The sequence below is a fragment of the Streptomyces sp. NPDC047880 genome (assembly GCF_040706515.1).
Classification (GTDB): domain Bacteria; phylum Actinomycetota; class Actinomycetes; order Streptomycetales; family Streptomycetaceae; genus Streptomyces.
Map to the genome: position 1 here is coordinate 1 of NZ_JBEZOK010000018.1, position 24524 is coordinate 24524.

Genomic DNA, 24524 nt, shown 5'->3' on the forward strand with positions numbered 1-24524 from the left:
GAGCTGCAGACACTCCTCGCGACCTGGACCGGCGCCTGCCCCACCTGCAACCGCGACATAACCAGCCCAACACCGACCTGACCAAGCACTACTAGTTGACGTCGACGGCGACGCCGCCCTTGGTCACCGGGGCGTACTTGGCGGTGAAGAAGGCGTTGGCGAAGCACAGCGACGAGCCGGACACCTTGGTGAACTGCTGGTTGGTGAAGGCGATGCTGTGGTCGGCGTTGCTCGCGGAACCGGTCAGGCCGGGGGCCTGGTAGACGCAGGTGACGCTGCCGAGCAGGGTGCGCAGCTTGACCGTGGACTGCACGGTGGAGCCCGCGGCCGGGGTCACGGAGACGGTGCCGCCGGAGGACACGCTGGTCGTGTAGGGCAGGTTGTCGACCGTGATGCCGCTGACCCCGAGCACGCCGACGACGTTGGTGGTGCAGCCGCTGGTGTCGAAGGTGTGCGAGGTCAGGGTTTCGGTGGCGGTGCCGGGGGCGGCCGGGTTGTCGGTGACGGTGGCGGAGAACGCCGACTTGGTGCAGGAGATGCCGCTGGTGCCGGTCGCGCTGGAGTAGAAGGTGGCGGCGGTGCCGCTCGCCAGGGACGCGTCGAGCACGTCGCCGACCGCGACGGCCGCGCCGTCGGTGGTGGTCAGCACGGGGGTGTCGGCCGCGGAGGCGGGGGCGGCGAGGCCCAGGGCGGCGACGGCGGCGGCGGCGGCGGTGAAGGCGAGCAGGGTGCGCGTACGCATGCGGGTGTACCTCTTTCGATAGCGGGGGGTGAGGGAGAGGGGGTGCGCCGGGCGACGGCAGGCCGGTCACCGGCCGGAGGCTCACACGGGAGGGGGCCTCCGGCCGGGCCGGGCGGGGGGTGGCTGGTGGCGCGGCACGAGGGAAGCGACCGTGCCGTGACAAGGGGACTCGGGCGAGGAAAGCCCGTGCGGACGCACCTGGCGACGGGATGCCCGTTCGGGGACGGGCGGGTCCGGGACACGCGGACGTGCCGGGCGACGGATCCGGCGCCACGGACCCGGTGGGACGAGGAGAGTTGTAGACCTGCGTATCCGCCAACGTCAAGGCCCCGCAAGGGAGTTGTCAGGAGTCTGAGTCTTTCGGAACAGCGGAGACTCACCCGTGCCGCACAATCACCACTCTTTGTCCACACTTCCCTTGACCCTTCATGTAACCCCCGGTAACTTCCTCATCGGCTACTGCGGCGTAACGAGAAAGCCCTTGCAACCGCCGGGAGTTGCGGGCCACGTGCGTACGCGGTCGATGTCCGCGCCAGGGCAACGTGCCACCGAGTCCGATCCGCACCCACATGCACCTGGAGCAGACATGACCTCCGCCGAGCAGACCCCCGAAAGACCGGACGGCGGCGCCGCCCCGGATGCCGGTGACACTCCCGCGCGACGCGGACGAGTCCGGGCCCGCCGGGCCGCGGTGATGGCGGTGCCGGCCACCCTGGCCGCCGCCGGCCTCGCGGTGCTCACCGCCCAGGGGGCGCTGGGCGTGCAGTTCGCCATCTCCGGCATGCCGTTCACCGTCACCGCGACCGAGCTGAACGGCACCGGCTTCGCGCAGTTCGGCGGCCTGGACGAGATGGCCGAAGGCAGCCCCAACGCCGGCGACACCGGCGGCCAGGTGCTGGTCGTCACGTCCGTGATCAAGAACGCGACCCTCACCAAGCTGTGCCAGAGCGTCGACCTGGGCGGCACGAACCTGGTCATCCGGGCCGGTGAGGGCGCGCAGAAGGTCACCGCCAGCGACCTCACGACCGACTCGACCGAGCTGTCCGGCGACGCCGCGTTCAACAACATCGAGATCGGCAACGACGCCAGCACGCTCGACAAGGCCGGCCCCAAGGGCCGGGGGCCGAAGGGCGTCTTCAGCCAGCAGTCCGACACGGTGCACATCGCCAACCTGCGGCAGACCAACTACGCCACGACCGCCGGTGTGTTCAAGCTGCCCGGTCTGAAGCTGGGCTTCAGCGGATCGGGGTGCTGATGTCGCGCGGTCCGCGCGAGGGTGTCCGGCCCGCCTTCCGGCAGTGGCGGGCCGACCGCCCGTTCTGGGGCGGGCTGCTGCTCGCCCTGGGCGGGGCGGAGGTGCTGCTCACGCTGAAGGCGTCGCTGGACGTCATCCTGCATGTCGGCATGCAGGGCCTGGCCGGCTACCTGCTCCCGGTCGTGATGCTGCTGTGCGGGGTGCTGATCCTCTTCAACCCCGCCCAGCGGCTGTTCTACTCGGTCATCGGGGTGCTGGTCTCCCTGGGCACCTGGCTGACCTCCAACCTCGGCGGCTTGTTCGTCGGACTGCTCCTGGGCGTGGCCGGCAGCTGCCTCGCCTTCGGCTGGCTCCCGGACCAGGAACCCCGCGTCAGCCGCAGGCGGCGCCGCAGGGAGGCCGAGGCCGCGCGAACCGCACCACAGCCCCTGGAGCGCAAGACCGGCCAGACCGCCTGAATCAGGTCAGCGATCCTCCCTCCCCTGGCGCCACCCGGCCACGGCCCACTTGGCTGGACCTGCCGCGCGCCCGCCCACCGGCTGGGTGCGCGCCCCGTGACCAGTCGTCAGTCCAGGGAGAGTCAGATGGAGTTCAGCCACCCGACGGTGATCGACCCGACCGGCCGCGACATCCACGGCGAGGCCGCCCGGATCCGCGCACGCGGCCCCGTCACGCCCGTCGAACTCCCCCACGGCGTCCCGGCCTGGGCGGTCAGCAGCGCGCCGCTGCTGAAGCGGCTGCTCACCGACCCGAGGGTGTCGAAGGACCCACGCCGGCACTGGCAGCGCTGGAACGACGGCGAGGTCTCCCCCGACTGGCCGCTGTACACCTGGGTGGCGGTCCGGAACATGTTCACGGCCTACGGCACCGAGCACAAACGGCTGCGCACCCTCGTCTCCAAGGCGTTCACCGCCCGCCGCACCGCCGCACTGCGGCCCCGGATCGAGGAGATCACCGAGGCGCTCCTCGACCGCGTCGCCGAGGCGGGGGCCGGCGGCCACGCGGTGGATCTGCGGGAGGAGTTCTGCTACCCGCTGCCCATCCAGGTCATCGGCGAGCTGCTCGGCCTGCCGGAGGAGCTGGGTGCCGAGCTGCGGGCCGTGGTGGACGGTGTCTTCCACACCTCGGCCGACGCGGCCGAAGTCGCCGACATCTACGCCCGGTTCTACGCCGTCCTCGGTGAACTGGTCGCAGCGAAACGGGCGGTGCCCGGCGACGACCTGACCTCCGCGCTGATCTCGGCCCACGAGGAGGAGAGCGGCACGCGGCTCAGCGAGCAGGAGCTGCTCGACACGCTGATGCTGATGATCAGCGCCGGTCACGAGACGACGGTGAACCTGCTCGACAACGCCGTCCACGCGCTGCTCACCCACCCCGCCCAGCTCGCGCACGTCCGCAAGGGGCGGGCCTCTTGGGACGACGTCATCGAGGAGACCCTGCGGGCCGAGGCACCGGTGGCCAGTCTGCCGCTGCGCTACGCCGTCGAGGACCTCTCCCTCGGTGAACTGGGCGGCCCGGACGGCGCGGTGATCCGCAAGGGGGAGGCGATCCTCGCCGCGTACGCCGCCGCCGGACGCGATCCGGAGCAGCACGGCCCGGACGCCGCCGTCTTCGACGTCACGCGCGCGTCCAAGGATCATCTGGCCTTCGGATACGGCGTCCACCACTGTCTGGGCGCCCCGCTGGGCCGGCTGGAGGCGCGCGTGGCCCTGCCAGCCCTGTTCGACCGGTTCCCCGGCCTCACTCTCGCGGCACCGGCGGACGGGCTGCCGCCGGTGGACTCGTTCATCTCGCACGGCCATCGGTCGCTGCCGGTTCTGACGGGCTGACGGGCTGACGGGCTGACACGCAGCACGGCGGGCGCCGGCGGGGCGGTCGGCCATGGCGACGGCCAGGACCCGCAGCCCGGCGTCCGTCTCCCGGGCGGCGAGGGCGAGCAGCCGCTCGTGCTCGCCGGGCGCGCTCGCGCAGCGTTCCCGGACGGCCTCCGCCGCGCCGGTGAGGACCACCATGTGGCCTCCGGGGCCGCTTCGCAGCTCCGCTGTCGAGGTCCGCCGCACGGGGTCGAACAGCACGGCGTCCACCCCGCCGTACCTTCGCCCGCCGGTCCGGCCGCCTCCCAGCAGGGCCTCGTCGAGGGCGTCGGGAGAGGGCGGTTTTCGCGAGCCGGAGGGTCCACCACGCGCCGATGGCGACCCGGTGCAGGACGTCGGGGCCGTCCCGCCCGGCCCGGTCGGGGGCCCGTTGGACGACCGGGCGGTCCAGGGTGCAGGACAGGCCCAGGAGGCGGCGGCGCGCCGGTGCGGCACGGGCGGTGGGCCGGTCCACCAGGAGCCGTACGACCTCCACGACGCCGGGGGCGTCGACGTCGTACACCTGGCGGGGCCGAAGACCCTCGGCGGCAAGCGTTTCCGTCCGGCGCCAGGCAGGTCCGCACGGGCCGGCCGAACCGCATGGACGGTACGGAAAGCCGAGGTGAGAGCATCCGCGGCCCCGCGTTGTTCGACCGGCCGGACAGATCATCACGATGCGGCAGCATCAACTCACGGCATGTGGCCGCTCACTTGACGACCAGTGGTCACACACGGTTGGCTCCGGGCCAGCGAGAGTCATCCGGGCGGTGCACACCTGCGGCCCCGCCTGCGCTCTCCCCCTGCTCTTGCTCGGCCGCACAGCGAGGTCCGCCCCCCCATGAACAGTCCCCGCCCGCCGCACACCTCCGCGAGAGGCCTGCGTGTCGCGGCCCTGGCGTCAATCCTGTGTCTGCTGGTGTCGGGCTGCTCCGTCCTCGGCGCGGCCGGGGACGGCCCGGACGGGGACGCGGCGGGCGGACGGGGCGGCGGGATGAAGATCGCCCTGGTCACGCACGGCGGCAAGGGCGACGCGTTCTGGGACCTGGTGCGCAAGGGCGCCGAAACGGCCGCCGCGAAGGACGGCGTCGACCTGACGTACACCAGCGACGCCGACCCGGCCGCACAGGCCGCGCTGGTGCGCGATGCGGTCGACGACAAGGTCGACGGCATCGCGGTGACCCTCGCCAAGCCGGCGGCGATGCGCGGGCCGATCGCCCGGGCCAAGGCGGCCGGCATCCCCGTCGTCGGGCTCAACTCCGGCATCGACGCCTGGCGGCCCGCGGGCCTGCTGGAGTACTTCGGCCAGGACGAGTCCGTCGCGGGCCGGGCCGTCGGCGACAAACTGGACGACGTCAAGGCCCGGCACGCCCTGTGCGTGGTGCACGAGCGGGGCAACGTCGCGCTGGAGGCCCGCTGCGCGGGGATGAAGAAGACGTTCCACGGCGACACCGACAACCTGTACGTCGACGGCAGCGACATGGACGCGGTGACCGCCGCGATCGCGTCCCGGCTGCGGCAGGACACGAGCATCGACGAGGTCGTCACCCTGGGTGCCCAGTACGGGCTCAGTGCCGTCGACGCCGTGCGGCAGTCCGGCAGCCGGGCGAAGATCGCCACCTTCGACCTCAACAAGGACCTGGTCGAGGCGGTGAAGAGCGGAAGGGTGCAGTTCGCCGTGGACCAGCAGCCCTACTTGCAGGGCTACCTGGCGGTGGACGCCCTGTGGCTGTACCGGACCAACGGCAACGTCAGCGGCGGCGGGACGTCACCGGTGCTCACCGGGCCCGCCTTCGTGACCAGGTCGAACGTGTCCGCCGTCGCGCGGTTCGCGGCCGCCGGGACCCGGTGACCGGGCATGTCCTGTGACCAACTCGCCAAAGATTCGGTCAGGCCCGGCCCCCATGTCCACTTGTACGGATAACATCCTGCGCATCCCATGTGCCGCACCCGGGACGGCACCACCCCCGCGCCCGTCCCCCACACCCCCCTACCGCTCCCCCTTCCCGCTCCTCTCTCCCCGCTGATCGCCCTAGGACGACGATGTCTCGACGGACAGGTGCCCGGCGCCGCCTCGGTTCCATACGCCTCTCCCTGGTGCTCCTGGCCCTCGTACCCAGCGTCACCCTCGCCGCCATGTGGGGCGTGACGACGATCCAGATGTTCTCGGAGGGCCTCAGGCTGCGCGACCAGACGGAACTCAGCCGGTCGACCGGCGCCATGGGCACCGACGCGACGCTCGCGCTGCAGCGGGAACGCAGCCTGTCGGCCGCCTTCCTGGCCTCACCGAAGAGCTCACGGGCGGCGCTCGACGCCCAGCGCGAGAAGACCGACGAGGCGGTGGCCAAGCTGGTCGGGCAGGCGGACGCCATCGAGAAGGCGCCCGCGCGCGTATCCGACCGGCTGTACTCGGTCCTGGGCTCGGTGGGCAGCCTGGAGTACTACCGGGACCAGGTGGACAACCCGACCGACATCACCGCGCAGCAGGTGCTCGACCAGTACTCGTCGATCATCGACGACCAGATCCACGCGTTCCAGGAACTGTCCCAGGTCGACGACGGCGACCTCACCTCGCAGGCCGGCCCGCTGGTCGGTCTCGAACACGCGGCGGAGCTGGTCTCCCGGGAGGACGCGCAGCTGACCCTGGCCTGGCCGACGGGGCACCTGGACGACAGGACGTGGACCCAGTTCACGGAAATGGTGAACACCCGGCGCTGGCTGGTCCAGGACCAGGTTCTGCCGCAGCTGACCGGCAGCGCCAAGGCGCAGACCGAGCGGATCCTGGCGAGCCCGGAGTGGCGGACGCTGCAGTCCGTCGAGGACCGGGTGCTGGCGTCGCGCAACGCGAGCGCCACCGCCGACCGGATCGCCCTGCCGGACGCGCACCGGCAGTGGTCCGCCGCCATGGACAAGCTGTCCGACCAGTACGCGGGCCTCATCGAGCAGCAGACGTCGGGGCTGCTGCAGCGCAGCGCCGACAAGGCGGACGCCCTGCTGCTCAAGGCGGCCCTGCTGAGCGCCGGCGGGCTGCTGGCGCTGCTGGTGTGCGTCGGCATGTCGTGGCGGATCACCCGCTCGCTGTCCCGGCGGCTGCGCGGTCTGCGCCGGGCCGCGGTCAGCCTCGCGCAGGAGCGGCTGCCCGACGTGGTGGCGCGGCTGGAGCGCGGCGAGACGGTCGACCCGGAGTCGGCGACGACGCCCCTGGACTACGGGCACGACGAACTCGGCCAGGTGGCCAGGGCGTTCAACACCGCCCAGCGCACCGCCGTGCACACCGCCGTCGAACTCGCCGACACCCGGCGCGGCTTCCAGAAGATCATCCTGGGCATCGCGCGGCAGAGCCAGAACCTGGTCAACCTCCAGCTGAGCAAGCTCGACACGCTGGAACGCGAGCACACCGACCCCGACATCCTCAAGGGCCTGTACGAACTGGACTCCACCGCAAGCCAGTTGCGCCGTTACGAGGAGAACCTCGTCATCGTCAGCGGCGAACGGCCCGGCCGCAGCTGGACCGAGCCGGTGGCGCTGATCGACATCCTGCGCAGCGCGGTCGGGGAGGTCGCCGAGTACCAGCGGGTGGAGGTGCTCACCGAGGAGGAGGTGTTCGTCGCGCCGCCCGCCGTCGCGGACGTCATCCATCTGCTGGCCGAACTCATCGACAACGCGACCGCCTACTCCCCCGCCCCGAGCGCCGTCACGGTGCGGGCCGACATGGTGGCCAAGGGCCTGGCCGTCGAGGTGGAGGACCGGGGCCTCGGCATGTCGGAGGAGGACTACACGTCCTTCAACGAACAGCTCGCGGTGCCACCGCAGTTCGACGTGGTGGCCCTCGCCGACGACCTGCGCCTCGGCATGTTCGTGATCGCCCAGCTGGCGCACCGGCACGGCATCGCCGTCACCCTGCGCTCCTCGCCGTACGGCGGGACCACGGCGATCGTGCTGATACCGCACGAGATCGTGGTGCGGGAGCTCGCGGACAGCGGGCCGACGGACGGCGACGCCCCGGACGAAGGGCCGGCGGCCGTGGACGGACGGGGTACGGCGGACACCGAGCCGAGTGCGGAGCCGCAGCGCGGCGGGGCGTCGCGCGCAAGCGACAGCACCGCCGGGGCAGCCCGCGAGCCCAGACCCCTCGTCACGGCCCGTACCGCCTCCGCCGCCCCGTCGGCGGCCCGCGAGGCCCTCCCCCGCCGGGACGGTCTCGCCCCGCTCCCCCGCAGGGTGCCGCAGACCAGCCTGGTGGAGGAGTTGCGCGAGGAGGCCGCGCCCGCCGGCGACGACGGCTCCCTCGACGACTTCACCGCGGAGGCCGCCGCGTCCTCCCTGGCCGGTTTCCAGCGCGGCACACTCCGGGCCCGTGACGACGCGGCCACGCCGCCCCACTCCGACGAGACGCCTGTCGTACCCGGGCAGGCCGCCGCCGGACCCGTCCCCTCGACTCCGCCCGCCGACCGCTGACGAAGGACACCGCAATGACACGCCCCATCCCCGCCACGCACACCCAGCTCGACCAGCTGCTGACCGGACTCGTGGAGCGGGTCGCCGACGTGAACCAGGCCGTGGTGCTCTCCGAGGACGGCCTGGTGGTCAGCAAGTCCACCGGCTTCCTGCGCGACGACGCCGAGCGGCTCGCGGCGACCGCGTCCGGCCTGATGAGCCTCAGCAAGGGCGTCAGCATGGACTTCCGGGGCGGTCCGGTGCGCCAGGCGCTCATCGAGATGGCCAACAGCTATCTGATCCTGACCTCCGCCGGGCCCGGCGCGCACCTGGTCGTGCTGACCGGGCCGGGCGCGGACGTCGGGGTGGTGGCGTACCAGATGAACATGCTGGTGAAGAAGATCGGCGAGCACCTCAGCGCGGCGCCCCGGGGCGTGGCCGGCCCCGTCGTCGGTCCCGGCGTGTGAGGTGGACGTAGGTGATGCGGCGGCCCGGCTCGTCAGACCGTTCGCCCTGACCCGTGGCCGGACCCGCCCGAGCCGCGCCGACTTCACCCTCATCTCGACGGTCACGGCGGTCGATCCGCCGCCCGCCACGGCGGCCCGGTGCCAGCCCGAGCACACCCGGATCCTGCGGCTGTGCGCCGAGCCGGTCGCCGTGGCGGAGCTGGCCGCCCGGCTCGACCTGCCGGTGAGCGTGGTCGTCATCCTGCTGTGCGACCTGCTGGAGGCGGGCCGGATCACCGTCCGCCCGCCCCGCCCGGTCTCCCGTACCGCTCCGGACCTGGACCTGCTGCAGAAAGTGAGGGACGGCCTTGGCCGGCTCTGAGCTTGCCACTGACGCGTCTTCGGCACCCGACACGGTCAAGATCCTGATCGCCGGTGGCTTCGGCGTCGGCAAGACCACCATGGTCGGGTCGGTCAGCGAGATCGTCCCGCTGCGTACCGAGGAACCCCTGACCATGGCCGGTCTGGGCGTCGACGACCTCGACGGGATCGAGGAGAAGCGGGCCACCACCGTGGCCCTGGACTTCGGGCGGATCACCATCAGCCCGGAACTGGTGCTGTACCTGTTCGGTACGCCGGGGCAGCAGCGGTTCTGGTTCATGTGGAACGACCTGGCGCTCGGCGCGCTCGGGGCCGTGGTCCTGGTCGACGTGCGCAGGCCCCGGGCCAGCTTCGCCGCGATCGACTTCTTCGAGCGCCGGGGCATTCCGTTCGTCGTCGGTGTCAACGGCTTCCACGGCGAACACCCGTATCCCGCCGAGGAGATCAAGGAGGCACTGGCGGTGCCGGACCACGTCCGGGTGCTGCTGTGCGACGCGCGGGACCGGGAGTCGTGCCGGGACGTGCTGATCGCGCTGATCGACCAGTTGATCGCGTCGGCGGTACAGGCGTAGGGGCGGCTGCCGGAAGGGTCCGGCCCGGGCGGTCGTGGGAACCGCCCGGGCCGGACCGGTGGCCGCGAGGCCGTCGGACCGCCATGTCCGCCGGGCGTCAGGCCGTCAGGCCGTCAGGCCGTCAAGCCGTCAAGCCGTCAAGCCGTCAGGCCGTCAGGCCGTCAGTTCAGGCCCGCCGACTTCAGCCATGTCGTCGCCACGTCCAGCGGGTCCTTCTTCTCGAGCTGCACCTGCGCGTCGAGTTCCAGCAGGGTCTTCGTGTCCAGCTCGGCGGAGACGGCGTCGAGGGCGTCGACGCCCTTCTGGGGGAGGCCGCTCTTGTTGACCAGCGGGGTGACGTTGGCGAACCCGAAGAGGTTCTGCGGGTCCTTGAGGACGACGAACTTCTTCTTCACGATGGTCGGGTCCGTGGTGAAGATGTCCGCGGCCTGGATGGTGTTCCGGGCCAGGGCCGCCTGGGTCAGCGGGCCGCCCGCGTCGAGCGCCTTGAAGGACTTGAACTCCAGGCCGTACACGGACTTCAGGCCCTTCAGACCCTGCTGCCGGGTCTGGAACTCGGGGGAACCGCCGATCACCAGGTCCGGGGCGGCGTCCTTGAGGTCCGCGAGAGTGGAGGATGCGGTGAGGTCGTACTTCTTCGCCGTCTCGGCGTTGACGGTGACCGAGTCCTTGTTCTCGGCGGGCGACGACTGAAGCAGCGTCAGCTTCTTGTCCAGCTTGGCCTTGACGGCCGCGTTCACCGCGTCGGCGGACTTCTGCCCGGCCTTGGGGTCCAGGTAGGCCAGCAGCGAGCCGTTGTACTCCGGCAGTACGGTGACGGAGCCGTTCTTCATCAGCCCGTACGTCGTCTCACGGCTGCCGATGTTGTGCTTGTAGGTGACCTTGAGGCCCTTGGCCTTGAGCGCCTCACCGTAGATGTCGGCGAGCAGGGTGCTCTCGGCGAAGTTGTTGGAGCCGACGACGACGGTCCCGGCCTTCGCCTTCTCGCCTGCCAGGGGGTTGTCGCCGGAGTCGCCGGACGAACAGCCCGCGAGCAGCGCCGCAGCGGCGGTGAGCGCGACGGCCGCCACGCTGGTGTGCCTCGTCCTGGACCTGCTGCTGTTCGCGGTGAAAGTCATCCACCGATCCAATCCAGCCGCTTTGTGATCAGTCAAGAGCGCCCTGGTCACGGTTTGTTACAGACTCCGCGCAGACTCCGCGCCGGGTCTCACCGTCGGCGCACCCCCGGCGACACGGCCACCCGGCCCGCCGCCCAGAACAGCGCCAGCGTGACGAGGGCCAGGACGGCCACCAGGGTGGCGCCCCCGACCACTTTCTCGTAGTCGCGCTGGTAGAGCCCGTCGACGATGTACCGGCCGAGGCCGCCCAGGCTGACGTACGCCGCGATGGTGGCCGTGGACACGATCTGGATGGCCGCCGAGCGCAGACCGCTCAGGATCAGCGGCAGCGCGACCGGCAGTTCGACCTGGAACAGGATCCGCGACTCGTGCATGCCCATGCCGCGGGCGGCGTCCACCGGAGCGGGGTCGACGGTGCGGACCGCCTCGTAGGTGGTCACCAGGATCGGCGGCACGGCGAGGACGACCAGGGGGATCATCACGGGCAGCAGGCCGAAGCCCATCACGATGACGATCAGCACGAGCAGGCCGAAGCTGGGCAGTGCGCGGGCCGCGGTGGCGATGAAGGCGAGGGCGTTGCCGCCCCGTCCGGTGTGCCCGGTCAGCAGGCCGACGGGCAGGCCGATCGCGGCGGCGAGAGCCAGGGCGAGCAGGGAGTACTGGACGTGTTCCAGCAGGCGTTGCGGGATTCCGTCGTAGCCGTGCCAGTGGGCGCTGTCGCTGAAGAAGGCGTTGACGAAGTTCAGTACGTTCACCGGGTCACGTCCTGCGGGCGGGCGGGCAGCGGCTGCCGCGCTCCGGTCTTGGGGCGTCTGCGGGTGCCGCTCGGCATCCACGGGGTCAGTACGACGCGCAGCAGCACCAGCAGCGCGTCGCAGAGGATGGCCAGGACCGCCGTCGTGATCACGGAGTTGACGGCCAGTTCGGGCCGGTCGTACTTCTGCGCGTCGGCGAGCAGGTTGCCGAGGGCGCCCTGGTTGCCGATGAGGGTGCCGACGCTGACCAGGGAGATGCTGGAGACGGTGGCGACCCGCAGTCCGGCGATGATGGCGGGCACGGCGATCGGCAACTGCACCTGCACGTAACGCCGTACGGGTCCGAAGCCCATGGCGGTGGCCGCGGCCAGGGTCTCCTGGGGCACGGAGCGCACCCCGTCGACGATGGCCGGGACGAGCACCACGAGGCTGTAGACGGCCAGCGGGATCATGACGGTCAGCTCGGTCTGGCCGGTGTAGTCGATGAGGACCACGAAGAAGGCCAGCGACGGGACGGCGTAGAGGATGGTGGTGGCGCCGAGCACGGGCGGGTACAGCCAGCGGAACCGGACGCAGAGCTGGGCGAGCGGCAGCGCGAGGACCAGCCCGGCCAGGACGGGCAGCAGGGCCTCGCGCAGATGCAGTCCGATCAGGCCGGCGTAGCTGTGCTGGAGGTCGCTCGGGATGTCGAAGAAGCCGTTCACGAGGCGACCTCGGCCTCTTCGGCGTGGCCTGCGGCGTGGGCGCTGCGGATCGCCTCGCCGATGGCCGCCTGCGAGACCACGCCGGTCACCCGCCCGGCGTCGTCCACGGCGACGGCCCAGCCGGCCGGGGAGAGCACCGCGCAGTCGAGGGCGGCCCGCAGGGAGTCGGTGCCGGGGACGAACGGCCGTCCGTGCGGCAGGAGCCGGCCGGGGTCGATGTCACCGGCCGACAGGTCGCGCGGCTCGGCCCAGCCGAGGGGTCGGCCCTCGGCGTCGGTGACCAGCAGCCAGGGGGCGTCGGCGGCGGCGATCCGCTCGGCGCCGGCGTCGGCCGGGATGACCGGGCCGGTCGTCAGCGGGAGTTCGGCCGAAGGGAAGAACGACAGCCGCCGGATGCCGCGGTCGGCCCCGAGGAAGTCCTCGACGAAGGCGTCGGCGGGGCTGGACAGCAGCTCGGCGGGCGGGGCGTACTGGGCGAGGTGACCGCCCTCGCGCAGCACGGCGACCATCGTGCCGAGTTTGATCGCCTCGTCGATGTCATGGGTGACGAAGACGATGGTCTTGCCCAACTCGTCTTGGATGCGCAGCAGTTCGTCCTGGAGTCCCTTGCGCACGACCGGGTCGACCGCCGAGAACGGTTCGTCCATGAGCAGGACGGGCGGGTCGGCGGCGAGTGCCCGCGCCACACCGACACGCTGCTGCTGGCCGCCGGACAGCTGGTACGGGTACCGCTTGGCGAGCGCGGCGTCGAGACCCACGCGCTCCATCAGCTCCGCCGCCCGCGCCCGGGCCTTCTGCTTGCCCCAGCCCAGCACGCGGGGCACGGTGGCGATGTTGTCGAGGATCGTGCGGTGCTGGAAGAGACCGGCGTTCTGGATGACGTACCCCATGGACCGGCGCAGGGTGGTGACGGGCCGGCGCTGGATGTCCTCGCCGTCGAGGAGGATCGTTCCCTCACTCGGTTCGACCATCCTGTTGATCATTCGCAGGGTGGTCGTCTTGCCGCAGCCGGAGGGCCCGACGAGAACGGTGATCGAGCGGTCGGGAATCTCCAGGGAGAGCCGGTCGACAGCCACCGTGCCGTCCGGATAGCGCTTGGTGACTGATTCGATCCGTATCAAGGCGCCGGGGCCCTTCGGGTTGGCGGAAGCGTTGGCCGATGGTCGTACGGGCTGTTTCCGGACGAGTCTAGAGGGCGGCTATCACCGGTCCGCAGGGCGTACGCCGCTCCTGGGCAGGCGCACGGTGAACACCGTCGCTCCCGGTGCGCTGTTCACGTCGATGCGGCCGCCGTGGGCGCGGACCAGGGACTGGGCGACCGCCAGCCCCAGGCCGCTGCCCCCTCGGTCGCGGCTGCGGGCCTTGTCGACGCGGTAGAAGCGGTCGAAGACGCGCGCCCGGTCGTCGGGCGGGATGCCCGGCCCGGTGTCGGCTACCCGCACCTCGGCCTCGCCGGGTGTGACGGCCACCGCCACCGACACCTCCGTGCCCGCGGGGGTGTGCACGGCGGCGTTGGTCAGAAGGTTGTCGACGACCTGCCGGACACGCAACGCGTCCATCGGCAGGGACAACGGGCCCGGCCCGGTGAGGACGGTCAGCGGATGGCCGGGGTGGCCGGCGCGGAAGGCGTCGGCGGCCTGCGCCACCAGCTCCACGAGGTCGGCTTCCTCCAGGCGCAGCGGCGTCTCCACCTCCGCCGCGTCCAGCCGGGCGAGCAGCAGCAGGTCGTCCAGGAGGATGCCCATGCGGGCGGCCTCGGCGCGCAACCGGGCCAGGTGCCGGTCGCGTTCCCCGGGGGCGTTGGCGGCGGCGTACTGGAAGAGGTCGGCGTACCCGCGCACCGACATCAGCGGGGTGCGCAGCTCGTGCGAGGCGTCGGCGACGAAGCGGCGCAGCCGCTGCTCGGCCTCGGCACGCACGGCGAGGGAGTCGTCGATGTGCTCCAGCATCGTGTTGAAGGCGGTGCGCAGTTCGTCCACCTCGGGCCCGCCGTCCCGGCCGTCGACCCGCAGCGGGAGCCGGGCCGCCGACTCGGTCAGGTCGTGCGAGGCGATGCCGTGCGCGGTGGACGCCATGTCGCTGAGCGGCTTCAGACCGCGGCGCAGCATCCGGCGGCCGAAGACGACCAGGGCGAGCAGCGCGAGCGCGAAGGTGACGACCTGGATGGTGATCAGCTGCTCGACCGTGTCCTCGATCTCGTCCATGGGCGCGGCGCTGACCAGGACCACCCCGGGCTCGACCTCGCAGGCGCGCAGCCGGTAGGTGCCGGCGCCTCTCAGGTGCTCGGTGCGCAGCAATTCCGTGTGCGCGGCGGTCTGCGCCGAGGCCAGCGCGGTGAAGTCGTCGACGTCCTTGGGCACGTCGACCGGGTCCTCGGGCCTGCGCAGTTCGGGTCTGCCCCCGGAGACGTCGTACACCGCGTAGAACCAGCTGTAGTACTTCTTGCCCGAGAGGGTGCCGTAGTCCGCGATGCTCTTGGACTGGGCGATCTGGGCCTGCGCCAGCTGGGTGTCGAGCTGGGCCGACAGGTAGTCCCGCATGTAGGTGGTCAGGGCCGTGCCGACGACGGCGAACACGACCAGGGACAGGGCGCCGAGGCCCAGGGCCAGCCGGGTGCCCAGCCGCATGGCGCGGTAGGCCCGTCGCAGCCGGGCGATCACTCGGCGGCCTGCCGCAGCACGTACCCGAAGCCGCGCACGGTGTGGATGAGCGGCGAGCCGCTCCCGTCGCCCTCACCGGTCTCGTCGAGCTTGCGGCGCAGCCGGCTGACGACCAGCTCGACGACGTTGGAGCGGCCGCCGAAGCCGTACTCCCACACATGGTCGAGGATCTGCGCCTTGGTCAGCACGGTGGGCGACTTGCGCATCAGGTAGCGCAGCACCTCGTACTCGGTCGGGGTCAGCGACAGCAGCCGCGCGCCGCGCCGGACCTCGCGGGTGTCCTCGTCCATCGTCAGGTCGCCGACCCGGAGCACGGACCGCTGGAAGGCGGGCCCGGCGCTGCGCCGCAGCACGGTCCGCAGCCGGGCCATCAGTTCCTCCACGGCGAACGGCTTGACCAGGTAGTCGTCGCCGCCACGGGTGAGGCCCGCGACCCGGTCGGCGACGCCGTCGCGGGCGGTGAGGAAGACCACCGGCACCATCGTGCCGGAGGCGCGCAGCCGGTCCAGGACGCCGAAGCCGTCCACGCCGGGCAGCATCAGGTCGAGCACCACGATGTCCGGGTGGAACTCGGCGGCCCGCCGCAGGGCGTCCTCGCCGGTGTACGCCGTGACCGCCTCCCAGCCCTCGTAGCGGGCGACGGTCGCGACGAGGTCGGCGATGGGCGGGTCGTCGTCGACGACGAGAAGCCGTACTTTCTCCACGCGCTCATAGTGCTGCACGGGTCCCGGGCCGCCATAGCCGCCCGCCCTCCCGCTGCCGGATCGATAAACACTTGAAAGTCGAGTGACAGCTTCCCGACAGTTCCCGCGCGCCAAGCTCGGTGTACCAGGAGCCGATCAAGGAGCTGCCGATCGTGACGACCCTCCATCAACCTCCCGCGGCGACCCGCCCGGGTCCGCGACCCCGAGTGGTGGGGCGCACCGGCCTGTACGCGGTGCTGCTGGCGAACGCGGTCGCGGTGGCCGTGTTCTTCGTGCAGGCCGGTTTCGCCTCGAACGCGCTGATCGTGCTGGGCCGGCTGACCGGCCTGTACGCGGCGCTGCTCATGGCGTTCCAGCTGCTGTTGGTGGCCCGGCTGCCGTGGTTCGACCGGCGGATCGGCATGGACCGGCTGACGTCCTGGCACCGCTGGACGGGCTTCTCGGTGCTGTGGCTGCTGCTCTCGCACGCCGTGTTCATCGTCCTCGGCTACGCCCAGGCCTCGTCGCTGGACCCGGTGAACCAGCTGGTGGATCTCGCCGAGACGGTCGAGGGCGTGCTGCGGGCGATCGCCGCGCTGGCGATCATCCTCGTGGTCGGCGTGGTGTCGGCCCGGTACGCCCGGCGCCGGCTGGCCTACGAGACCTGGCACTTCATCCACCTGTACACCTACGTGGCGGTGGTGCTGGCGTTCACGCACCAGGTCGCGGCGGGGACGACGTTCGCCTCGTCGCCGGTGGCGACGGCTTACTGGTACGGCCTGTGGGGCGCGGCCCTGGCCTCGGTTGCTGCCGGCCGGCTGCTGCTGCCGCTGTGGCGGAACGTCCGCCACCGGCTCCGGGTGACGGCGGTCGTCCCGGAGAACGACCAGGTCGTGTCGGTGTACATCACGGGCCGCGACCTGGACCGGCTGCCGGCCCGGGCGGGGCAGTTCTTCCTGTGGCGGTTCCTGACCAAGGACCGCTGGTGGCAGGCGAACCCGTTCTCCCTGTCGGCCGCCCCGGACGGCCGTACGCTCCGTCTCACCGTCAAGCGGGCCGGGGACGGCAGCGCGGCCCTGCGGCATCTGAGGCCCGGCACGCGCGTGTTCGCCGAGGGCCCCTACGGCGCCTTCACCGCCCTGCACCGCACCCGGCCCGACGCCGTGCTCATCGCGGGTGGCGTCGGTGTCACACCGATCCGGGCGCTGCTGGAGGAACTGGACGGGCACGCCGTCGTGATCCACCGGGTCGCGACGGACCGGGACGCCGTCCTCCACGACGAACTGCGTGACCTCGCGTCGGCCAAGGGCGCCGAGCTGCACCTGGTGACCGGCCCGCCCGTGCCCGACCGGCTGGCGCCGCGGGAACTCGCCGAGCTGGTGCCGGACCTAGCCGAGCGGGACGTCTTCCTGTGCGGCCCGCCGCCGATGATGAAGGCGGTGCTGGGCAGCCTGCGCGAGCTCGGCGTGCCGGGGCCCCAGATCCACTTCGAACGCTTCAGCCTGGCCGGATGACGAGGAGAGAATCGTGAAACGAGCCCTGCCCGTCCTCGTCCTCAGTGTCGCGGGCCTGATCCCGCTCTGGCGCTACTCCCCCGCGCACGACACCGGATCGTCGTCCACCCCCGCCGAGGTGGCGGCGCCGGCGTCCACTCCCTCCGCCGCCTCCTCGGGCGGCACCACGACCACCGTCGTGTCGGGGTCCCTCGTCGACACCGAGAAGGGCCCGGTGCGCGTCGAGGTCACCTTCGACGGCGACCGGATCGCCTCGGTGCGGATGCTCCGGCAGCCGGACCACCCGCAGACCACGGCCGCCGTGCCCCAGCTGATCGAGGAGACGCTCCGGGCGCAGAGCGCCGACATCGACACGGTGTCCGGCGCGACGGTCACCAGCGACGGCTACAAGGAGTCGCTCCAGGCCGCCATCGACGCGAGGGGCTGAGGGGATGCGCCGCGTCGAGCACGTCATGGGGTTCCCCGTGTCGGTACGGATCGACGACGAGGACATCCCCGAGGCGGCGGTGGACGGCTTGTTCGCCTGGCTCCGCGAGGTGGACGCGCGGTTCAGTCCGTTCCGCCCGGACAGCGAGGTGTCACGGCTCGACCGGGGTGAGGTGCGCGAGCCCGGCCCGGAGCTGCGTGAGGTCCTTGACCTGTCCGAGGAGTACCGGATCGCCACCGGGGGCGCCTTCGACGTGCGGCTGCCCGGCCGTGGCCTGGACCCCTGCGCCGTGGTGAAGGGGTGGTCGGTGCAGCGGGGGGCCGAACTGCTGCGGGCAGCGGGCGCACACCGCTTCTGCGTCAACGCCGGCGGCGACGTGGTGGCCTTCGGCGGTCCCTGGCGCGTCGGCGTGCGGCACCCCGAACGCGCCGACCGGCTCTGCACGGTCCTGGACGTCACGGACCGGGCCGTGGCGACCTCGGCGCGCTACGAACGGGGCGACCACATCCTCGACGGCCGCACCGGCCGCCCGGCGACCGGGCTGATCAGCGTGACCGTCGTCGCCCCGACCCTGACCGAGGCGGACACGGTCGCGACGGCGGCGTTCGCGCTCGGCCGGGAGGGCGCCGAGTGGGCCGCGGCCCGGGAGAACTGCGAGGTGTTCGCGGTGGACACGGAGCGACGGGTGCTGCGCAGTGCGGGATTTCCGGTGCCACAGGACGCCATGACGGGACGTCAACTACCGGACAGGTCCTCGAGGAAGCCGGCCGGCGGTATGAAGAACAGGCTGCCGGTGACGGCGCGCGAGTAGTCCAGCAGCGGGTCGGGGCCCGCGCCCGGCCCGCCGAGGAACATCTTGCGCAGCATCGTCTCGGGTATCCCGGGCGTGCGCGCGTAGGCGACGAAGTACGTGCCGAACTCCCCGTGCCCGGGCCTGCCGAACGGCATCGCCGAGCGCAGGATCCGCAACTCCGCACCGTCCGGGCCGAGGAGGGTGTTGACGTCCTTGTGCGAACCGGGTGCGTCGAGTTCCAGGTTGGTGAGCTTGGTGCGTCCTATGACCTTCTCCTGCGCCTCGACGGCGAGGGCGTCCCAGGCGTCCACGTCGTGCAGGTACTTCTGCACCAGCGCGTAACTGCCGCCCCGGAAGCCGGGATCCTCGTCGCCGACCAGGGCCGCGTCGGCCGCGGCCTGCCCGACCGGGTTCTCGGTGCCGTCGACGAAGCCGAGCAGGTTGCGCGAGTCGAAGTAGGAGAAGGCCTGGGTCTCGTCCCGTACCGTGACGGCGCCGCGCAGCCGTCGCAGCAGCTCGGCGGCCAGCGCGAAACACAGGTCGGTGCGGGCGGCCCTGATGTGGAAGAAGAGGTCCCCCGGGGTGGACGGCGCGTGATGCCGGGGCCCGGCCAGTTCGCGGAACGGATGCAGTTCCGCGGGCCGCGGACCGCCGAACAGCCGGCTCCACGCCCGGGATCCGACCCCGGCAACACAGCCGAGACCGCCGTCGGGGCTGGGGAAGCCGACGGACCGCACCAGGCCCGCGACCGCGCCCAGCGCCTCCCGCACGGCGCCTTCCCCGCCGGGTTCGATCGTGGCGACCAGAAACACCGCGACCGAGGCCGGCGGGTTCAGCACCGGCTGCGGCAGCATCTCGCCCGAGGGCAGCGGTGACGTCATGGGTTCCCATCCCTTCGCCCGGACGGCACGGCACGTCCGCTCCCCCTCCGGGACGGTACGGCCCACGCCCCTGACACGATGCCCAGCGAACGGGCGGCCGGAACTCCCGGGCCCTCACGAGCGGTTGCCGCGCCCACCCCTCCCCCGGCACCTCGGCGTCCCGCGGCCCTGGCGGCACCGCGTTCGCGGTGCGGAGCGGTGACGGCCCGTCCGCCCGTTGCGGGGCGTGCGCGCCGGGCGACGGGCGGAGGGAGCAGGCGCCGCTGACGGGCAGCGGGTCGCGCGGACTGCCGAACCCGTCGTACGTCACCCGGCGGCCCCGGCGAGCCGGCCCGGCTGTCACCCGGCGCGGGAGCGGACCTCCACCGACTTCGTACGTCACCCACTCGTACCTCATCGGCACCGGTTACTGTCGTAAGTCACCGAAGGTTGACGGGGGGTTGCCCATGGTGAAGGACGCTCGCACGCCGCCGGACTGCCCTGGGGGCCACGACGGCATGCCGGAGAGCGACGCCGCGCGCCACCTCCAGAACCAGCTCGAGATCCTCATCCAGGACTTCCGCAGGAGCACCGAGCCACCGATGCCGGTGTTCGTCGTGCACGCGCAGGAGAGCGGGGACGACGACGCGGTGGCCGGGCTGGTCCGCCAGCTGCACACCGGCCAGGAGGCGCACGGCACGCGCTGCGCGGTGACGCAGGACTCCTACGAGGGGTCCACGGAGGTGCGCCGGGCCGCCGCCCTGGTACGGGCGTTGAGCGACCCGCGCAAGTGGGGCGGCCCCAAGGCGGTCTACCGGCGCTACGCGTTCCCGCGACTGCGGCTGGTGCACGCCATCGACGACGCCGTCGCCGCGCTCGGCGACAGCTGGCCGTCCCCCGCCCCGGGCAGCCCCGAGGCGGGGCAGGACCAGCGACAGCGGCTGCTGAACGAGCTGGCGCAGCAGCGCTGGCGGCCGAAGAACACGGCCCGCTGGCGTTCCGGCCTGCCGCTGTTCGACATGGCGCACATCCTCCCGGCGAGCCTCGTGACCGTCCTCGCCGCGCTCCTGGCCCGCAGCGAGTGGTACGTCGCGGTGGGCGCCGGTCTGGTCTTCCTGCTGCTGCTGACCGTCCTCAACTACGTCCTGCCGGGCCGGGCCCCGATCTTCCTGTGGCTGCGCCGGGAGAGCCGCTGGTTCATGACGACGACGTTCCTGAGGGCGGCGGACCAGGAGGAGCCCACCGAGGCGTCGCTGCTGCGGCCGGTCCGCTCCTGGAGGGCGATCGCGGCCCGGGCCTACGACGTGGCGGAGGCGCTGGCGGCGGGCGGTGACTTCCACCTCCAGCTGTGCGTGCTGGCGCTGCGCGAGGACCTGCGGGACAACCACCGCCGCTGGAGCTGGGACCTGCGCGGCTTCAAACGCCCGCGCCCGCCGATGCTGTTCCTGCCGCACGCGGACGACCGCAACGGCGGCATCGAGCTGATCCGGGCCATCAGCGACGTCCGCAGCCGGCGCAGCGAGCTCGACCCGCTGCTCGTGGTGGCCGCGATGCGCGCGCACGACGTACAGCGTCTGGAGCGCAGCGTCGTCCAGACGGCTCCCGCCCCGGACACGGCGCCGCCCACGTTCGGGGTCCGGCTGCGCACCTGGTACCAGGAGTGGGGCCGCAACCTGCGCGCCGAGCAGTCACCCAGCCGGGAACGGTCCGTGCTCCCGTGGGTGATGAAGGTCCCGCTGCCGCACGACCAGCTGGGCCCCGTCGAGGAGGGCCGCCACCACCTGCGGGCCTCCACCCGGCCGACCCCCGCCCGGCTGGTGTGGGCGCTGCACAGCCTGGTCCTGGTCGTCGCCCTGGTCACCGCGGCGGCCGTCATGCGGGCCGACGCCCTGCACGACCGGTACTGCTCGGCGTCCGTGCTGACCGCCAACCGGGACACCCGGCGCGAGCAGGGGTCCGACGGCCGTACGGAGTGCATCGGCATCGCGACGGCCGACGTCCGCTTCGCCGACTGGCTGCCCGCACCCCAGGCCGGCGACGACGTCAAAGCGCTCACGGCCGACGACGACTCGCCCTGGACGGTGGCCGACCTGGAGGAGCTCATAGCCCGGCAGAACGCGAACGTCCTCAGACGGCATGCCGGCAAGTACGTCACCGTCGTCTACGCCGGACCGCTCAGCGCCGACACCGCGGCCGGCTCTTCCCTGGTGAAGGGCGCCGAGGAGCTGGCGGGCGTGTATCTGGCGCAGGCCGTCATCAACGAGAACTCCAGCGTGAAGCTGCGCGTCCTGATCGCCAACGGCGGCGTGGACCTGGGCCGGCAGGTGGAGATGGCGGAGGCGATCGCCGCGTACGCCGCCCACGACCCGACCGTGGTGGGGGTCGTCGGTACCGGCCGCGACCTGAAGTCGAGCCGGGCGACGACCCGCACCCTGATGGAGGCCGGCCTGCCGGTCGTCTCCGGCACGAACTCCGCCACGTATCTGCCCCGCGAGTTCGCCAACTGGTTCAGCCTGGCCGCCACCGACGAGTGGCAGACCCGTCAGCTCGGCCTGATCGCAGCCCAGTTGCGCACGCCGGACCGGCGTCAGTACTCCCTCGTCCTGGCCCGCGACACGGCGAGGACCGACGACCTCTACACCGACGAGCAGGCCCGCTACGGCCAGCGGATGCTGCGCCGGCAGGGCTTCACCCCGCTCGACCAGCGGCGCTACACCCTGAGCGGCGGCAAGCCGGAACTGCGCTCGCACGCCCAGGAGATCTGCCGCGGCGGCCGGGTCCCGTCGGTGATCTACTTCGCGGGCCGGGTGGAGGACATCGACCCGCTGATGAACCAGCTGGGCACCGAGCCGGGCTGCGCCGGAAAGCCCCTGGCCATCCTCACCGGCGACGACCTGTCCAAGGCCGACTTCGCGGGCGGCGGCCAGTCCGTCGCCCCGAAGGTCACGCTGTACCACGCGGCCCTCGCGGAACTGGAGAAGGCCGCCACCAGGACGGGTTTCTACCTGGACGCCGCCAAGCACCTGCCCGGGCTGCGCGGCCACAGCCTGCGGTACGACAGCCCCGCCCTGGCCAGCGGCCAGACCGCGCTGGCCCATGACGCGACCCGGGCCCTGTTCTGGGCGGCCACCCGCGGGGACCGGCCGCAGAGCCGGGCCTCGACCTGGGTGAATCTGCGCAGCGTCAAGATCGAGGGCATGGCGACCGGCACCATCGACTTCACGGGGGCCCCGCTGTACGGCGACCGCAGGGGGCACAGCATCGTCCTCAAGGAGGTCAGCCGCGCCGACGACGGCACCTCCGAACCCCATGTGGTGTGCCGCCGCACGGCGGGGAACACGGCACCCCTCACACAGCAGGAGTGCCGGATCCGCTGAGCGCCGCCTCAGTCCTGCTCGGGGGTGAGGCGCAGCGCGATCGAGTTGATGCAGTAGCGCTGGTCCGTGGGCGTCGGATACCCCTCACCCTCGAACACGTGCCCGAGGTGCGAGCCGCAGCGTGCGCAGCGCACCTCGGTCCGCACCATGCCGTGCGACCGGTCCTCGATCAGCTCGACCGCGTCGGTGTCCTTGGGGTCGAAGAAGGACGGCCAGCCGCAGTGCGACTCGAACTTGGTGTCCGAGGTGAACAGGTCCGCTCCGCAGGCACGACAGGAGTAGACGCCCCGGGTCTTGGTGTCGGTGTACTCACCGGTGAAGGCGGGCTCCGTGGCCGCCTGGCGCAGCACCGCGTACTCGCCCGGGCTCAGCTCCACGCGCCACTGCTCGTCCGGCTTCTCGACGTCGTACGGCATGAGCCTCCAGCCCCTCAGTTCGACAGACGGTCCAGGATGAGCGGGCCGAGGTCGGTGACGTCGCCCGCTCCCATGGTGAGAACGAGATCCCCCGGCTTCGCCATTCCCGCGACGACCGAGGGGGCGTCCGCCTTGTCGTGCACCGGCGTCACGTCCGCTCCCGCCGCCCGGGCCGCGTCGATGATCAGCTCGCTGGTCACGCCGGGGATCGGGTCCTCACGGGCCGGGTAGATGTCCAGCACCACGGAGGCGTCCGCGAGGGCGAGGGACTGGCCCATCTCCTTGCCGAGCTCCTGGGTCCGCGAGAACAGGTGCGGCTGGAAGACGACCAGGATCCGGGCGTCGCCCGCCGCCGCGCGCATGGCCTCCAGGTCGGCGGTCATCTCGGTGGGGTGGTGCGCGTAGGAGTCGATGACCTGCACGCCCGCGGCCTCGCCCTTCAGCTGGAGCCGCCGCTTGACCCCCGTGTAGGCGGCGATCGCCGGGGCCAGCTCGGCCGCCGGGACGCCGAGGGCCGCGCCGGCCGCCAGCGCGGCGACCGCGTTGTGCGCGTAGTGCCGGCCGGGGACGGAGACCGCGAAGGTCAGCTCCGCGCCCTCCAGCACCACGGTGACCTCGCTCCTCAGCCCCTGCGGCACGACCGACAGGATGCGCACGTCGGCGTCCTCGGACTCGCCGTAGGTCACCACGCGCACGCCGCGCCCGGCGACCCGGCGCGTCAGTTCCCGCGCGCCCTCGTGGTCGGCCGCGATCACCAGCGTGCCGCCCTCGGTGATCCGGTCCACGAACGTCTCGAACGACGCGTAGATCTCGTCCATCGACGCGTAGTTGGCGTGGTGGTCGAGCTCGACGTTGAGGACGATCGCGACCTCGGGGGCGTACTTGTGGAAGCTGCGGTCCGACTCGTCCGCCTCGGCGACGAAGATCTCGCCCTCGCCGTGCAGCGCGTTGGAGCCGGGCGCGTCCAGGTCCCCGCCGATCGCGTAGGAGGGCTTCAGGCCCAGCTCGCTCAGCGACACGGCCAGCATCGACGTCGTGGTCGTCTTGCCGTGCGTCCCGGCGACGGCGATCGGCCGCAGCCCGTCCATCAGGGCGGCGAGCGCGTCGGACCGGTGCACGACGGGGACACCCAGCTCGGCCGCGCGGGCCAGCTCGGGGTTGTCCTGCCGGATCGCCGACGACACGACCACACAGCTCGCGTCGTCGGCGAGGTGCTCCGCGGCGTGCCCGATGTGCACGGTCGCGCCCAGCGCGCGCAGCGCCTCGGCCGTCGCCGACTCCTTGGCGTCACTGCCCGCCACGACGGCCCCGCGCTGCGCGAGGATCTTCGCGATCCCCGACATCCCGGCGCCACCGATCCCGATGAAGTGCGGTCGGTCCATGGCGGGAGGAAGGCCGGCTGCCATGCGTGTCTCCAAGTTCGGGTGACGGGGGTTAGCGGAGCCAAGCCTATGCGTGCGCAGGGCCGACATGCCCATCAGGGGCGCGGGGAACCACGCGAACGGCCACGAACGACCCGCACCCGGCAAACCCC

22 protein-coding genes are annotated in these 24524 nt (G+C 72.2%); 12 read left to right on the forward strand and 10 right to left on the reverse strand.

The annotated features are described in order from the left end of the window. Nucleotides 1–91: 91 nt before the first annotated feature. Nucleotides 92–742: a Tat pathway signal sequence domain protein gene (locus tag AB0937_RS24910; protein ID WP_366714394.1), complete on the reverse strand. Its 651-nt coding sequence runs from the start codon at nt 740–742 to the stop codon at nt 92–94. A 586-nt stretch (nt 743–1328) separates the two neighbouring features. Between AB0937_RS24910 and AB0937_RS24915 the strand changes: the two genes are divergently transcribed. The 8 genes from AB0937_RS24915 (at nt 1329) to AB0937_RS24950 (ending at nt 9683) form a co-directional block, all read left to right on the forward strand. Beyond that, nucleotides 1329–1997: a DUF6230 family protein gene (locus AB0937_RS24915; protein WP_366714395.1), complete on the forward strand. Its 669-nt coding sequence runs from the start codon at nt 1329–1331 to the stop codon at nt 1995–1997. Beyond that, nucleotides 1997–2455 (forward strand): DUF6114 domain-containing protein, encoded by a 459-nt coding sequence (locus tag AB0937_RS24920; RefSeq protein ID WP_366714396.1) that lies wholly within the window; start codon nt 1997–1999, stop codon nt 2453–2455. The genes AB0937_RS24915 and AB0937_RS24920 overlap by 1 nt, the downstream gene beginning before the upstream one ends. 126 nt (nt 2456–2581) lie before the next feature. Then, nucleotides 2582–3826, forward strand: a complete 1245-nt coding sequence (locus tag AB0937_RS24925) for a cytochrome P450 (protein ID WP_366714397.1) — start codon at nt 2582–2584, stop codon at nt 3824–3826. Nucleotides 3827–4688: 862 nt separating this feature from the next. Continuing rightward, the gene (locus AB0937_RS24930; protein ID WP_366714398.1) at nt 4689–5699 is read left to right on the forward strand and encodes a substrate-binding domain-containing protein; all 1011 of its coding nucleotides are present in this window, start codon (nt 4689–4691) and stop codon (nt 5697–5699) included. A 191-nt stretch (nt 5700–5890) separates the two neighbouring features. Then, complete coding sequence (locus tag AB0937_RS24935; protein WP_366714399.1) at nt 5891–8305, forward strand: nitrate- and nitrite sensing domain-containing protein; 2415 nt, start codon at nt 5891–5893, stop codon at nt 8303–8305. A gap of 14 nt (nt 8306–8319) precedes the next feature. Beyond that, nucleotides 8320–8751, forward strand: coding sequence for a roadblock/LC7 domain-containing protein (locus AB0937_RS24940; RefSeq protein ID WP_366714400.1), 432 nt, complete (start codon nt 8320–8322; stop codon nt 8749–8751). A gap of 1 nt (nt 8752) precedes the next feature. Next, nucleotides 8753–9112: a DUF742 domain-containing protein gene (locus tag AB0937_RS24945; RefSeq protein ID WP_366714401.1), complete on the forward strand. Its 360-nt coding sequence runs from the start codon at nt 8753–8755 to the stop codon at nt 9110–9112. Then, on the forward strand, nt 9099–9683 hold the full coding sequence (locus AB0937_RS24950; protein WP_366714402.1) for an ATP/GTP-binding protein: 585 nt from the start codon (nt 9099–9101) through the stop codon (nt 9681–9683). The genes AB0937_RS24945 and AB0937_RS24950 overlap by 14 nt, the downstream gene beginning before the upstream one ends. 161 nt (nt 9684–9844) lie before the next feature. Here AB0937_RS24950 and AB0937_RS24955 read toward each other — a convergent pair whose 3' ends face one another. The 6 genes from AB0937_RS24955 to AB0937_RS24980 all read right to left on the reverse strand — a co-directional run bounded on the left by AB0937_RS24955 (nt 9845) and on the right by AB0937_RS24980 (nt 15624). Further along, nucleotides 9845–10801 (reverse strand): ABC transporter substrate-binding protein, encoded by a 957-nt coding sequence (locus AB0937_RS24955; protein ID WP_366714403.1) that lies wholly within the window; start codon nt 10799–10801, stop codon nt 9845–9847. Between the two features lie 89 nt (nt 10802–10890). Next, nucleotides 10891–11556: an ABC transporter permease gene (locus tag AB0937_RS24960; RefSeq protein ID WP_366714404.1), complete on the reverse strand. Its 666-nt coding sequence runs from the start codon at nt 11554–11556 to the stop codon at nt 10891–10893. Next, nucleotides 11553–12260: an ABC transporter permease subunit gene (locus tag AB0937_RS24965; RefSeq protein WP_366714405.1), complete on the reverse strand. Its 708-nt coding sequence runs from the start codon at nt 12258–12260 to the stop codon at nt 11553–11555. The genes AB0937_RS24960 and AB0937_RS24965 overlap by 4 nt, the downstream gene beginning before the upstream one ends. Then, nucleotides 12257–13381, reverse strand: a complete 1125-nt coding sequence (locus tag AB0937_RS24970; RefSeq protein WP_366714406.1) for an ABC transporter ATP-binding protein — start codon at nt 13379–13381, stop codon at nt 12257–12259. The genes AB0937_RS24965 and AB0937_RS24970 overlap by 4 nt, the downstream gene beginning before the upstream one ends. 81 nt (nt 13382–13462) lie before the next feature. Then, complete coding sequence (locus tag AB0937_RS24975) at nt 13463–14920, reverse strand: HAMP domain-containing sensor histidine kinase (RefSeq protein WP_366714407.1); 1458 nt, start codon at nt 14918–14920, stop codon at nt 13463–13465. Continuing rightward, a complete protein-coding gene (locus AB0937_RS24980) occupies nt 14917–15624 on the reverse strand; it encodes a response regulator transcription factor (protein ID WP_366714408.1) in 708 nt (235 codons plus the stop codon). Before AB0937_RS24980 ends, AB0937_RS24975 begins: the two co-directional genes overlap by 4 nt. A 206-nt stretch (nt 15625–15830) precedes the next feature. On the opposite strand from AB0937_RS24980, the gene AB0937_RS24985 reads away from it, so the two are divergent. The 3 genes from AB0937_RS24985 to AB0937_RS24995 are packed head-to-tail and all read left to right on the forward strand — an operon-like array spanning nt 15831 to nt 18355. Next, complete coding sequence (locus tag AB0937_RS24985; RefSeq protein WP_366714533.1) at nt 15831–17117, forward strand: ferredoxin reductase family protein; 1287 nt, start codon at nt 15831–15833, stop codon at nt 17115–17117. A 13-nt stretch (nt 17118–17130) separates the two neighbouring features. Next, nucleotides 17131–17544: an FMN-binding protein gene (locus AB0937_RS24990; RefSeq protein ID WP_366714409.1), complete on the forward strand. Its 414-nt coding sequence runs from the start codon at nt 17131–17133 to the stop codon at nt 17542–17544. A gap of 4 nt (nt 17545–17548) precedes the next feature. Then, nucleotides 17549–18355 carry an FAD:protein FMN transferase gene (locus AB0937_RS24995; RefSeq protein ID WP_366714410.1) on the forward strand — a complete coding sequence of 269 codons (807 nt, stop codon included), beginning with the start codon at nt 17549–17551 and terminating at the stop codon, nt 18353–18355. On the opposite strand, the gene AB0937_RS25000 is transcribed toward AB0937_RS24995, so the two are convergent. Continuing rightward, nucleotides 18280–19218: a Dyp-type peroxidase gene (locus AB0937_RS25000; RefSeq protein ID WP_366714411.1), complete on the reverse strand. Its 939-nt coding sequence runs from the start codon at nt 19216–19218 to the stop codon at nt 18280–18282. The two genes, AB0937_RS24995 and AB0937_RS25000, sit on opposite strands and share 76 nt — an antisense overlap. 446 nt (nt 19219–19664) lie before the next feature. Here AB0937_RS25000 and AB0937_RS25005 point away from each other — a divergent pair, with 446 nt between their 5' ends. Next, on the forward strand, nt 19665–22574 hold the full coding sequence (locus tag AB0937_RS25005) for an ABC transporter substrate-binding protein (protein WP_366714412.1): 2910 nt from the start codon (nt 19665–19667) through the stop codon (nt 22572–22574). Between the two features lie 8 nt (nt 22575–22582). On the opposite strand, the gene msrB is transcribed toward AB0937_RS25005, so the two are convergent. Together msrB and murC are read right to left on the reverse strand one after the other, a co-directional pair. Beyond that, on the reverse strand, nt 22583–22990 hold the full coding sequence (gene msrB, locus AB0937_RS25010) for a peptide-methionine (R)-S-oxide reductase MsrB (protein WP_234846453.1): 408 nt from the start codon (nt 22988–22990) through the stop codon (nt 22583–22585). A 14-nt stretch (nt 22991–23004) separates the two neighbouring features. Further along, nucleotides 23005–24396, reverse strand: coding sequence for a UDP-N-acetylmuramate--L-alanine ligase (gene murC / locus AB0937_RS25015; RefSeq protein WP_366714413.1), 1392 nt, complete (start codon nt 24394–24396; stop codon nt 23005–23007). Nucleotides 24397–24524: the final 128 nt, after the last annotated feature.